We start from the raw sequence: 13,615 nt of genomic DNA, 5'->3' as shown, positions 1-13,615 counted from the left end.
GACATCAATGATAAAAGAGACAGACGCACTGACACCCGCGGCTTTCGCCTCAACGGTGATCGTGCCGGTACTCGTGGCACGCGTCGGTGTGAAGTTCGTACTTACGTCGCCACTTCCATCCGTCTCGATTCTGATCGCACGTCCAGAGCCGCGAGCCCCCGCAAACGCGCCTTGCCCTGGCGCGATAACACGGAACGTCACGCCGACACCTGAAACTCCCCTGTCGTTGGCATCGAGCACTCGGGCACGAAGCCGTAACGCCTGTGCCAATCTACCGTCAATCCTCGGAGACCCCTCAATCTCAATGCTACTCGGAGACCCGGACACTGTAGAGGTCGTTTGCGTGCCACCGGTGCCTGTGTCGGTGTCTTGTGCACTCACGCCCATGCCGCTTGCCGGCGCAGCGATGATAAACCGACCCCGCACCGACTCATAGCCACTTGGACCGTTGACAGTAACGTAGTTTTCGGTCCCGGCTGTGCTGCCACGGACGATCCGGATACTATCATCCGTGCCCTCAGTGCCTGTTTCTACACTTGAAGCCGAGAGCACCCCATTCGTAGCACTCAAACGCACTGTGATATTCGCAGGATCGCCATCTGCATCGGTTGCTGACACCCTGACGGTCGCGGTAGAGCCCGGGGCACCACTAAACGGATCCACACTCACCGTAAGCCTGCCGCTGCTCTGTCCAGCGGCGGCAGCTGTGACCACAACGCTCACCCGATACTCTGTCCCCCCGACAGTGACAGTGAGCGGGTAGGTATCCACTTGGCTCGGTAGCGTGAGTCTGCTTGTCACAGTTGTCCCAGAGCGTGTCGGTGCCGAAGCATTTGCTCTCGGGAAGGTATCCAACCCTTGCGTCTCACGGAGTGCATTGCCCACGGTAACCACTGCGTTCGCTGGTGCGGTAATCCTAAGTGTTGCCGTGCCACCCGCACTTCCAGTGACAGAGGACAGGACAACGGCTGCTATTTGGTTGTTCTGGTTGTTCTGGTTTTGGTTCTGGTTTTGCTGCTGTTGGCTTCCACTACCATTGACGTTGAAGACCACCCGATCAATCGCGAAACTATAATCGGAATCGCGGGATTCGTGCCGGACCTCGGCAACAACTTCTCTCGCGACGACAATTTGACCGATATTGTAGTCAACGCTTGCTTGACCGTTAGAACCGGTGACAACATATATCTGCTGACCGGTATCAGGATTTAATGTACCAGTAGGTACTTGACCAGAATTAGATCCCTCCGATGGTTTTTGTGTTAAACCATGCCGTGAAAGGATTCCAGTATTGGTTCTAAACTGAATGACCACATTTGGTATCCTGAAGCCTGCTGTACTTCGCGCGATCACAACCAAGGGGGCATCAAGTTGCTTGGCCTTTGCCGCACGCTGCGGATTCCCAGAGACTATCTCTAAATTAGCGACCCTCGTGCTGCCTGTTCCTCCCAGAGTAGCCGTAAAGCTTTTGGATACATAAGGAGAAGGAGGTACACCCACTAAATTAGCAGTAATCGTCTGAGTTGTCTCTGTACCTAACTCATAGTAAACTTTTGCGAGGCCACTACGATCTGTTTGGACGAATACAGGGCTAGCTTTCTTAGGGGGAACAGTAGATGTCGCCGGGAAAACCATCCCGTTCACAGGATCGCTAACAGCTGCTGCCAACGCCGCGGCGGTACCATAGACCCTTGTACCAGGGACAGGAATAAACATAGAATCGCTTGCAGTTGTTGTAAACTCAACGGCCACCCCAGAGACAGGACTGCCTCTTCCATCCGTTACTTTCACCTCAAGATAATCCTCAAGCTGTCCGCCGGAAGCACCACTCTGATTAGTTTCGTTTGTTATTTCTAACCGAGGATACCGCGCCACGTTACTCGGATCTATGTAGATATAGATAACAGTGTGAGGCGTAGTGCCACCAACAGAGGCAGTAACTCTGCTGGTAGCTGTATGACCCCTAAGATACACACTGGCACTACTGGATGTCAGTGTCCCATTGGAGAGAGGGAGTTTCGGATTTGAATTGTCTTCTCCCACGTGGAGGCTTCCACTGCCCTGAACTGAATAATAAACCGGAGCATTAGCTGTTGGAGTAAAGGCAAAGGCAGTATTGACCTGATGCTCGGCATCTTTATACCCGTAGTAGACACTATCCGACCCAGATGCAAGTGCTGTTGCCGGCGAATCAAGTTGATGTACCCGTGGCACTACGTAAATTGTGAAGGTAAGCGATGTCCCTGAAGTTGGTGCTGGATTGATCGCCGGAAAATCACTCTCAGGTGTCACATCTGTTATTGTGATACTATGACTACCCGCAGTATTAGAAGCTGTGCCGCTCAAAGTAATCGTAGCTCCAAGTCTTAGATTAGTGTCAGCAGCGGCTTCATGTAGGGAAAAATCACCGAGAGTTGCTGTATCGGTGGTCCTCTCAGTTAGCCTAGAAGTCCCGCTCTGAGCTGGCACTCGCGCACTGCCTTTTCTCAGAATAAATCCATCAGGAATGTTAATCGCAAGAGCCTCATCGTTGTAGTAGACAGCAGCAGCAGCAGATACCAGTACATCATCAGTCGTAGCAGTCGTTGAAGGATTACCAAAGGTTTCATTACCAGATTGGTATCCGCTCTGCACGTTAGTCCCTTCGGTATAGTAAGAGTAGTCTGTCTGTCCAGATACGCTACTGTGGCCTGGTTTTGGGGTGGCACTCCCAGCCAACCTTACTGAAAATGATATAGTGAAGGGATCTCCCGGAAATACTGTCCGGTAATTGCCGCCGCCTGATCTGTGATCAAGGGTCAGCGCCTCTGCGGTGCCCGGCACACCAAATGCCAGCATGAGTGCCGTCAGTATGCCGAAGCCTATCTTGGGTATGCTTATGTGTTTCATGAGAAAAATAATCCTCTATAGGGGTTAGGCGTCAAGAAGCCTTCTGCTATAAGCTACAGGGTATAGGGTTTGGAATAAGAGGGTGTTGTGAACTAACCGCTTATAGCTGCGAACTTCTCACGCAATGTAGCATAGGCTGTTAGCCTGTGCATCTCTGTAGTTGATGAGACCTGTGGGTCTCCTGTGCATCTGTGTCGTCCGATAAAAGAGGGATGTCGGGAGTCGCTACCGCACTCCCCGACCCACTAAACCTACGTGATGTGTGAACGCTTTGTAGCATTATGCTGTGGGTCTCCTGTGCCTCTCTGTAGAACGAAACGGGCGAGGCACCCTCGCCCCTACGGATGTGTGAATAGATGTGCTACCAGGGGTCCGAACGATCTATCTGACATGTTAAACAAACAAGGCGATGAAGTTCCCCCCACCGCCTTGCTCGCTTGGTTAGTTCAAATAGATTTATCCCTGAAACACCTCGTTATTGCTCACGGGACGATTTGAGTTCGCCCCACGTCGTCGTCGCTTTACCAGCGGCACCAATGTGCCCTTTCAGACGGTGACCGCGCGTCAGGGTCTGACGGTTTCCGTCTAACGATACATCTTCAATCTGGTAATAGTAGACAATATTTGGTTTCGCAGTCGTATCGGTGTAAGTATAGGACTGCTTTTCACTCACTGTGCCGGCACCCGCGATCATCGTGGGATTGACGACCACAAACTGACCGTTCCGCTGCTGGGAACGCTTGATGAAGAACCCAGCGTTGTTCAGCTCGGACTGCGTTTCCCAGGTGATGACCACTTGCCCGGTGACTCGGTCGCGTGCGGCAGAGAACTTCGACAACTCGACAGGGAGGGCACCCCCCGCATTATAGCCAGGCGTTCCCTCATCGTCTTTATCGCCGTAGTAGGTCTCGACATACGCACCAATCAGACTCGTGTCGGAGGCGAGTGTCCATCCTGCAGCATCGGTTCCCATAATCTCAGCCGCCCCGTCCATCTCACGCCGGATCAGTGAGCTACGTCCATCTTCGGACATCGGGAGTTCCCATCCGCCACCGAGGTTTCCAACAACGTCGCCACGATCAGTGACCCCACCTGCGAGGGGCAGGGGTGGCTCCAATGCGATGCGGAAGGCTACCTCGCTGAGGAGCATATACGTCATGGATGCCGGTTTCACCTGTGCTGAGGCATCAACGATCCGGTCTTCACGGATATCGCCTATATCCATACCGACACCGGAGTTGCGTCCTATTTTCGAGACAACCAGCACGGTTTGCCCCTCAGCAACCGTCACACCATCGAGTTTAATACCGAGGGAGAGTGCCGCGACATCTGCATCAGCAGGATCGTTATCAATCCCGACTGCCCAGCCATCAAGACTGACTTCCCCTGTGGCACTGCTCGTGATCTCAATCCACTGCGGGAGGCGACCTTCATTGCTGGCGACCATGATTTCGGAAATCATCAGATCAGACGCTGTCGCCACAGGTGCTTTCGAGACAGCGGCGGCCTTATCTGCGGCGGCCTTATCTGCGGCGGCCTTGGCAGCATCTATCGCAGAGGTATCGTATTCATTCGGCGCACCCGGCGTGCCAATCCGACCTGCTGAGGTGAAGTTCGCAGTGGGAAGCGTAGAGGGTGCCCAACTTGCCTTAGCAGTGCCATCGGTTGACCCCGCTACACGACTCATTGAGATGATATCCTCAAGCTGTCTCTCAATAACCTGGATACTGAGATCGTCATCAGACTTTCGTTCGATCAGAGGATCGGGATTTGATGCCCCGCTTTGCCCCAGGGCTTCCCAGTAACCGCTCGCTGGATTGTTGCTCACTTTGTCAACCACAGTACCAGCAGCAAAGGAAGTTGTGGAACCGTAGGCGAGTATCCACTCCTGTTTATCAAGAGAGATAGCGGCAGATGTTGTATTGTGGAGTTCAATCCATTGACCTTCTGCGTATGCACGATTATCAAGACCGCGATCGTAGCCCCACATGATTTCGTTGATAATCACAGCACCGGGATTGATCGTGGCACTTGAAGCACCCGCATAGCCGGTATCCGCATCTGCATCCGCTCCATTACCTGGGATATCTTGGTATACCAACTGGATGGTCCCACCATTTTGGAAGAAGTTCGCCAGATCGTCGCCAGGATACGGTGGGTTAAAGTTCTCTACACTGTTATAGATATCCTCACCCGGATCCTTCTTATCTGCAAGTTTCGCATCTGCTTTGCGAATACCAGATTGTGCGTAACTACCACTTGCCAGCACGAGATACCCGTTTGCGGGGATGACCAACTTCTCAGGAATGAATTTCTCATGCGGAAGTCTGGCATCCGCACTCGGTTTGAAGATATCCGCTGTTGCTGCCGTATTCACCCGAACCATCAGTGTTTCGTTCGCAACCCTGGCATTTCTGACCGTCGTTTCAGCAGCCGCCAGGGTCGTCGCCACGATTTGCGAATCCGACAAGGGAACATACATATTGGGAACCGGTTTCACTTTGTCCGAGAACTGGTCGATTGAAATAGTGACGTAACCGTTTACACTAGGATCAGGCTCGATATTTACAAAATACTGATGGAACATGTTATCCCGACCCGTAGCTGCAGGCAAACTACCCAGGACAGTAGCAGCCGTACCATCCATCGAGGTATAACTTGCCATCGCGACCGTTAATTCGGTGGTTTGCGTGGGAGTCGTACTGGCACCCTTAAGTGTCGTGCCTTTTCTAACAGATGTCGCTTTCCCGTTCTTGACCACAATCTTATCTGTCGTGAGACCACCCGCCGGCTCTTCGGTGAGGATGACTTTGACCTCAAAAGGAAGTTCTTCTATCTCACCTACCCGTTCGCGAATCTGATCAATCGTAACGACACCCGGAACACCTGACCCAGCTGCTGTCGCACCGACACCGAGGTTGTACGCAGCTGCCCCCTCATCATCGTCAACGAGGTCGACTCTGTAAGCAGCAACGGCTTTGTTACTATGCATGGGGTGCCCATCGGCACTTCTCTTTTTAGTAACATAGTCTATATCCGCTTGTTCCATCGCACCTGCCGGTATCGAGAAAAGCAGTGTGTGAATCTCAAACGGAGCACCACCTGCTCTGACGGCTGTATACGCATTCGTGAGTTCCTGCTCATCTACACGTATCAGGAACTCTCTACCTGGGTTGGTTGGATCCCGGTGTGAAACGATAACTACGTCATCTACCTCTGCCAACGGAAGGAGCCCAAGTGCGCGTCCCTCTGCATCGTAAGCATCAATGATGATATCTTCCGAGTCAAGATGTGTCTTACGCTCCATTAAGTCGCCACCTGGTCCCCCAAGGTTCACGATTCTATCACTCTTAATTAAAAGCGTGATGAACGTCGCCGTAGCCGGTGTAAGGGCACGATCAGCACGATCACGTCCAGAGGCGATCTGCATGCCATCGTCAGACGAGACATCGATCATATTCTCGGCTGCCGTTATTGTGACATCAAAGTTACCGTGATCTGCCATCACTGACGGTGCTAAGACAAGGCCGACAGCAAGCAAGACCACTAAAGAGGTTAAGGAAAATGTCAATTTCACTATGTTTTTCACGTTTTCCTCCATAAACATTAGAACTAACTAACTTAAAAATAAGAACGGATCCAGGGATTTGATAAACCCATTCTTTTAATTTTGAACTTAACCTTATATATGCACACACTACGGTGTGCTATCTTCAAGGGTTGCCAATCGATGCGCTTCTAACAACAACTTTTTATGCGCCGAGATGAGCTCCTGTTCAAATTCTTGCCAAATCTCATTTTTCCGCCAACGGGAGACATTTGAGACAGACGTTCCTAAAGTTGTGGCTATCTCAGCATCCGTTTTCCCAGCGAAAGACATTTCGCACGCAGTCAATATTGTTTTTGTGTTTGATCGACGCATCTTTGAATTCTCCGCGTAATTGTGTGAAAAATCTCGCGTTTCAACCCTTTACGCAATTAATTCTACACTATATAACGCCCTTTGTCAAGTTAAATTACAAAAAAATACGATATTTTACAGAAAAAACTTAATTTTTTACAAAAAAATACGATATTTTACAGAAAAAAGTGCATAACTCGTTAAAAAGGTGTAAAATGCAAGAAGCGTTGTCGGTCAAAGATACTTTTTACCAAACGTCTTTTGTCCCGGATAACGCTGGCAATTGTTCGTTTACAAACTTTCTAACATCCACATTGAAACCCGAAAGGAACCCGCTGAAAGCCGATCGCTGACAGCCATGAAAGCCATGCCAAACGAAATCTATCTCTCCGTCGCACAAGCCGCCGATCTCCTCGGCATCTCACAGGAAGCCATCTACAAAGAGATCTGCGCCAAGAACCTCACACCCATAGAAAATCCAGACAACACCCGGAAATATCCAGTGGTCACACACAGTGAACTCTCGCGCCTCTACGGTAACATATACATCCCAGATGGATACCTTGAATATGCCGGCGATAGATCGGTCGACTTCGTTCGAGTTGCACTCCGACAAGAGAACGAGCGACTCCGGAAGAAACTCGAAGACATCGAGAAACGCGAGCAAGATCTCAATGATCGACTCATCCTCGCACTCCGAAACCACCAAACGCTTATCCAGGTCCACGCAGATCTCACGAAAACGCTGAACAGTCTCACCGCCGTGCTCAGTAAGATACTATAAGCAGACTTATGCAGTTCCTCTTATAGTAAAGTTTAGTTTGCGCCGGCCTCCCCCTCGGGCGCGTCGGTCCCCACCGCGTGCGTCCTTCCCTCTCGCTTGCGGGGGGGATATAGGGGGGGTATAGATACAGGGGGTAGGAGGATTGAGGGGTTAAATCACTTTTATCAAACTGGCGTTATATTACAATATATTACAAAATTATACAATATAATTGATAAATTATTGGAAAATCATACAAAAATATACGGCAGACACATTTCCGCTTATAGTAGATTTGGGAAATCAGTTTACATCTGTGTAGGAGGGATTTGTAATCCCGACAGCATGTCTCCTTAATTATTGGATCCACTATAATTACGGATTCTACGATGAAATCCGAGACGCGCTGATAACAGAAAAGGGGAGATATGGGGGGATTGAGGGGGGAACGCCGCCAATCAGTTTTGGCTTGACTTATCTCAATAGATACTCTATAATGAAGGATAAAGGCAGTACACTGAGAGCATCCCCTCAGCACGTACGCAGTTGGCAGACAAAACGTAGACAACCACCGATGCCGAAGGACGCAAAATTATGAACCCAGAAATCTATCTCTCCGTCGCACAAGCCGCCGACCTCTTGGGTGTCTCGCAAGAAAACATCTACAAAGAGATTCAAGCTGGGAATCTTGCCGCCACAGATAACCCAGACCAGAAACGGAAGCATAAAGTCATCACCGTCAGCGAACTCTCGCGGTTCTACGGCAACGTGTACATCCCTGATGGGTATCTCGAATACACCGGCGATAAGTCCGTAGATGCTGTGAGAGTCGCCTTCCGACAGGAAAATGAGAAACTCCGCAAGACTTTGGAAGAAACCCAAAAACGCGAGCGAGCCCTCTACGAGCAACTCACGACCCTCCTGCAAAGCCACAAAGCACTCATTGAGGCACACGTAGAACTCTCGAAAACGCTTGATAACATAACCCTTGTACTCAATAAAACGACATAATTAAGTCCTATCCAAACACGTATTTCTCCACAACATCTTCGCACACGGTGACACCCAATCCCGGAACGTCGCGGATGGCGACATACCCGTTCTCCTGGACCCACGGATCGCTAACCAATTCATGCTGCATCGGGGATTCGTGGGGCTTAAAATCCGTACAATCCGCATGCGGTGAACTCGCGAGCATGTGCAGACTCGCCGCCGTGTTTAATGCGGCGATGCCTTCAGGACCATACCACCAGATGTGGTCGAGCATTTTATGCCAGTGCCGTTCCACATCCAAAGCATCTTCACCCGTAAGCATCGGTGCAAATCCCTGATCGATAATTATCTGTGTTGCGAGTGTCGCTTCTCGAAACTGTGAGATACACTCCCCCCAGCCCACGAGACCGTCATCGCTCTCCACGCGAGCGAGCGTAATGTAGCGTTCGATACCTTTGTAGTGGGGTTCGGGGTAAGCAAGCGGAAACGCCTGAATTTTCTGAATTTTCATGTTTTTAATGTTCCCTGCGGAGTAGTTAAGCGCGTCTAAACTATCAAGTGCGTTCCTTCACTCGTCATCCGAGCTGGAAGTTGGATAATCGGATACGCCAATTTCTCATCTTCCGTCCACGGTTTCCGCACGATGACAGTGATGCAAACCATAACAAACAGCATGGTAAAGAGGAAGGCAAACCAATTCATCACAGGTGTTAGCCAACCCAACAGATGCTGCTTTGTGTGCAGTTAGGACTTACGCATTTCCTCTTAAAGTCCCCCTGATAAGGGGCGGGGAAGCCCACACGGGAGACCTCATACCCGGGGAAGTCCATACGGACTTCATACCGTTGATTCTGATTCTTTAGGGGGTTAAATCACTGAAATAACGGCTTTTTAGGTGAATCTATCGCTTTTTTATTCAATTTGCGTAAGTCCTGATTGTTAAAGCACCTGCTTTAGGTTTAAAAAAGGTTCTCAACAATTAAAATACGGCAAGGACAACGGACGCAGCCGCTCATATTTAATCGTTAAAAACCTCAATCATAATTGCTCGGTCGATGGTCACCGAGAAGCCGTCTCTGCCGCGAATTCACTTGATCGAGAATCGATGCATCGAACTGAAATTTATTCAGATAGGGTGGGTATTTCTGCGTAATCATCCGTTGGGCATAGTGCACCTGCAAGAGGTAACGGGTATCACCACTCGTATTGGCAGAACCCCGATGCCAGACTTCACTACGGAAAAGCACCACATCCCCCGCATTGCACAAGATACTCTCTTCACCCCGATTATTCCATTCTGTTGCCCCGTTTGGAGAACATCCAGAGAAATGACTACCTGGGACAAACTTCGTCGGTCCCAATTCCTCATACATATCGTTGAGGTAGTAATGCGCGGTGGTGATAAAGATTGGAACTTTGACGCGTGGATCGGAACGAACATCTGCCGGTAGAGCGATTGGCAACCAATCTGTGTGTAATCCTTGATCCGGACGGCCGGGTCCTGTTATCCACGATTGCATGCCAATGCAATGACAATCCTCACCGTGCGCCGCCTCGGCAACCTCAATAATCGGAGATTTGTCAAGGAATTGGAGATACAGTGGGTCGCGATTAAATGAGTTGTTAATGATTTTGTTGAGGAATGCGTCACCATTCTCAGGCGTTTGGTGCCGATCCAAACACGCCGGGATCGTCTCTAATCGATCCATAGTCGCTCGCAATTCGGAGACTTCCTCAGCATCAAGTACATTGGGGAAATAGACATACCCATCCCTTTCCAATGCTTCCACTTGACTTTCTAAATCGTTGTATGCCACGAGGGAGAGCGCTTTCGCCATTTTCAATACTCCTTGCGGATTTTACGCCTTGAAAGGCGAGGTTAGGAAACCTCGCCAGCGAAAGTAGGATTACTACAATTATTCCGCTAATACAATGACGCCGCATCCGATACGCGCCCCCGCAGCACCCGAAGGTTGCGAGACGAAATCGTCCGCGTCGGCATGCACAATGATACCTTTGCCGACAACATCGATGTCGGAACCCGTGCCGATCTCCCAGAGATCCGTCGTCAATGTAATACTGCCTGTGCCATCTTCTCCGACGCTGATATTGCCAATATCCCCGAGATGAAACTCACCTTCTCCCCATTTTCCGTGCGCAACATCCGTGGGATTCCAGTGACCCCCGGCGGATTTACCGTCGGGTGAACTGCAATCCCCGTTTGCGTGGATATGAAAGCCGTGAAGACCTGGGGAGGCACCCTGAAGTTCAGCCGTGAGCGTGATCTGGTCGCCGTTTTGTGTGAAGACTGCTATTCCGGTTACACCACTGTCGCCCAATGCGTCGATCATGGCGTGTGCTTGTGCTGCGGGGGCAGTTGAAAGAATCCCCGCTTGTTGGTTCACTCGGTCGCAACCCATTGATATGATAGAAATACCGAGCAATAGAAAGAATACAGGTTTTATACCGATAGACATTAAACGCGTTTTCATTGATAACTCCTTAATGATTCTGAATGGACATTCTCACTACGAAGCAACGTCCACAGGCTCTCAGATTTAATCGTAATTACTCGGTCGATGGTCGCCCATAAGCCGCCTCTGCCGAGAGGTCGCTTGTGCGAGGATCGATGCATCGAACTGAAATTTATTCAGATAGGGCGGATATTTCTGCGTAATCATCCGCTGCGCATAGTGCACCTGCATGAGATAACGGACTTCGTCACTCGTGTTGGCAGAACCTCGATGCCAGACTTCGCTACGGAAAAGCACCACATCCCCCGCATTGCACAAGATACTCTCTTCACCCCGATTATTCCATTCTGTTGCCCCGTTTGGAGAACATCCAGAGAAATGGCTGCCGGGAACAAACTTCGTCGGTCCCAACTCCTCATACATATCATTGAGATAGTAATGCGCAGTAGTGATGAAGATCGGGATTTTGACGCGTGGATCGGAACGAACGTCTGCGGGTAGAGAGATCGGCAGCCAATCCGTATGTAATCCCTGATCTGGCCGTCCCGGTCCTGTCAGCCATGAATGCATACCGATGCAATGAAAATCCGCACCGTGCGCCGCTTCGGCAACTTCAAAGACGGGGGATCTGTCAAGGAATTGGAGATACAACGCGTCTCGATTAAACGAATTGCTGATAAGCTTGTGGAGGAATGCGTCGCCATTTTGAGGCGTTTCGTCCCGATCGTGAGACGCTGGGATCGCCTCTAATCGATCCATGGTTGCACGCAACTCAGCGATTTCATCCGTCCCAAGCACGTTAGGGAAATAGACATAACCGTCCCTTTCCAATGCCTCAACTTGGCTTTCCAAGTCGTTGTGTGCCACCAGTGAGAGGACTTTCGCCATTTTCTGAACTCCTTTCAAACAGTAACAACGGGTCAACACTTATCCGATATGATATGTTAACCGCAACGCAGTTGTCAATAAAAATTGTGTCCGAACTGGATTTCAACACCCAGATTTCTTCTAAGGTCCACCACAAAGCCATTGCCATCTATTTCGTCAGGACGCAATCGGTCTCTACCAATCCACCGATCTAATCTATTTGCGTTCATACCCCCTCCATATTACTTTTTTCTATGCTTCCGTTTCTCCATGTGATAACTGCACATCCGACCACAGCAAAGCCGAAGAACGTAAAGGGCATCTGCCACAGCAGAAAACTCATGTGCGTATGAATATATGAGTGTGCTTTGAAGAGGATATACCACGATAAAGGTGCCAGCATTGAAAACCACGTCGTCCAGATTAAAGCGATATAATGCCGTCGTCGCTCTGAGAGTATCTTTTTGCTACGCAAAAACAGCACCACAGACATCACCATAAAAAGTAGGATGAGATAACCGTAGCGGACTTTCAATAGGAAGTCGGAGACGAAAGGGTTCGCGTTGGATAGGTAGGTGTTGAGATCGAAGAAAATACCGTTCACGTAAGTAATCACCACCCCGATCGTCCCGGCTTCAAGGCTGGCGGCATATACAGCCGGATAGTCTTGAACCTCTCCATACGTGCGCTTACCAAAAGACCAGATCACATGCGCAACCCCGTCCATAAACCCGCCCTTTACAGCACCGATCTGGAAACATAACATCACGAGACCCAAAAAAATTGCGACGCCTGATCCGAGTCCCGCTGCAAGTGCCCACTTCAGGTATTGATGCCTACGCCACCTGTCGAGGACGGCATAATAGATACACGGCGTCACCATCATCAACAGCGTGGTCGTAATATACTCGAAACCGTTGATGAAACACTTAATGAGCACTGCCGTGAAGATCAGAATTCCAAATCTGATGAACTGACGGTTCGATGGGACTCTATGGCGTTTCAGGAGGCACATGACGACAAGCATCGGTAGGTAGAACGCCCATAGGCTCCACCAAAGATTCTTACCGAAGACCGTCAACCATTGCGAAAGCACCCCCGAACCCACGACGAAGATCGCGACCCACCCACCAAATTCTTCATAGAACCAGTCTACAATAAAGGTCAATGCGATTGCCGAGAGCAGAGCCGTCAACACATAGAATGCCCACAGCTTAATTTGAGGTGATAGCGGAATGCATCTATCGAGGAGACTGAAAACCATGCCTTGCCCGCCAGTTTGTGACATGTATGGGGAGAATTCATCAAAGGTGAGCATGTGAAGATAGGCTGCATATTGAGTGTCAATCTGGTTTTCGGATATCCAGTCCTGCTGAATACTCGTCGTAACTCCCGCCCCCGTCAGTCCGCCTACCGAAAAGATGCTATCTTGACGAGATTTGACCATCCTTCCGATAATAAGGCTTTCGGTGTCCCGCTGATGCGTATCAAACCATTCCTGTTCGGCGACGTGCCAGGCGTTAGAGAGAAACCCGAAAAACAGAAGACCGATGGAGAGTGCCCATACGGCTATCTGCCTTGCGCGTGCTGATTGACTGAGATGTTTCAGTTGGAGAGTAAGCATACTGCTATGTCCATTATTTCTGCCCGTTTCCTTCACCGACCAATACTCGGATTATGTTATCACGACTGTCCCTTTTTAGCAACTCAAAGAAAGTGGAGTGTCAA

Annotated in this window: 10 protein-coding genes; 2 read left to right on the top strand and 8 right to left on the bottom strand. The window is 50.0% G+C overall.

The genetic code is table 11. The annotated features are described in order from the left end of the window. The 3 genes from F4X88_04790 to F4X88_04780 form a co-directional block, all read right to left on the bottom strand. Positions 1-2,889, bottom strand: a 2,889-nt coding sequence (locus F4X88_04790; protein MYA55594.1) for a hypothetical protein, incomplete at its 3' end; no start/stop codon positions are given. Positions 2,890-3,364: 475 nt separating this feature from the next. Next, positions 3,365-6,466, bottom strand: coding sequence for a lamin tail domain-containing protein (locus F4X88_04785; protein ID MYA55593.1), 3,102 nt, complete (start codon positions 6,464-6,466; stop codon positions 3,365-3,367). A gap of 120 nt (positions 6,467-6,586) precedes the next feature. Next, positions 6,587-6,811: a hypothetical protein gene (locus F4X88_04780; GenBank protein ID MYA55592.1), complete on the bottom strand. Its 225-nt coding sequence runs from the start codon at positions 6,809-6,811 to the stop codon at positions 6,587-6,589. A 262-nt stretch (positions 6,812-7,073) separates the two neighbouring features. Here F4X88_04780 and F4X88_04775 point away from each other — a divergent pair, with 262 nt between their 5' ends. Together F4X88_04775 and F4X88_04770 are read left to right on the top strand one after the other, a co-directional pair. Then, on the top strand, positions 7,074-7,574 hold the full coding sequence (locus tag F4X88_04775) for a hypothetical protein (protein ID MYA55591.1): 501 nt from the start codon (positions 7,074-7,076) through the stop codon (positions 7,572-7,574). Positions 7,575-8,147: 573 nt separating this feature from the next. Next, the gene (locus F4X88_04770) at positions 8,148-8,564 is read left to right on the top strand and encodes a helix-turn-helix domain-containing protein (GenBank protein ID MYA55590.1); all 417 of its coding nucleotides are present in this window, start codon (positions 8,148-8,150) and stop codon (positions 8,562-8,564) included. 7 nt (positions 8,565-8,571) lie between these two features. On the opposite strand, the gene F4X88_04765 is transcribed toward F4X88_04770, so the two are convergent. The 5 genes from F4X88_04765 to F4X88_04745 form a co-directional block, all read right to left on the bottom strand. Then, complete coding sequence (locus F4X88_04765) at positions 8,572-9,057, bottom strand: hypothetical protein (GenBank protein ID MYA55589.1); 486 nt, start codon at positions 9,055-9,057, stop codon at positions 8,572-8,574. 523 nt (positions 9,058-9,580) lie between these two features. Beyond that, positions 9,581-10,384, bottom strand: a complete 804-nt coding sequence (locus F4X88_04760; GenBank protein ID MYA55588.1) for a phytanoyl-CoA dioxygenase family protein — start codon at positions 10,382-10,384, stop codon at positions 9,581-9,583. A 78-nt stretch (positions 10,385-10,462) separates the two neighbouring features. Then, positions 10,463-10,966: a superoxide dismutase family protein gene (locus F4X88_04755; GenBank protein MYA55587.1), complete on the bottom strand. Its 504-nt coding sequence runs from the start codon at positions 10,964-10,966 to the stop codon at positions 10,463-10,465. A 138-nt stretch (positions 10,967-11,104) separates the two neighbouring features. Continuing rightward, entirely contained in the window at positions 11,105-11,908 is an 804-nt protein-coding gene (locus F4X88_04750) for a phytanoyl-CoA dioxygenase family protein (protein ID MYA55586.1), read from the bottom strand. Positions 11,909-12,113: 205 nt separating this feature from the next. After that, complete coding sequence (locus F4X88_04745; protein MYA55585.1) at positions 12,114-13,511, bottom strand: hypothetical protein; 1,398 nt, start codon at positions 13,509-13,511, stop codon at positions 12,114-12,116. Positions 13,512-13,615: the final 104 nt, after the last annotated feature.

Source organism: Candidatus Poribacteria bacterium (assembly GCA_009839745.1).
Classification (GTDB): Bacteria; Poribacteria; WGA-4E; order WGA-4E; family WGA-3G; genus WGA-3G.
This window is presented reverse-complemented; position numbering and strand designations above follow the sequence as displayed.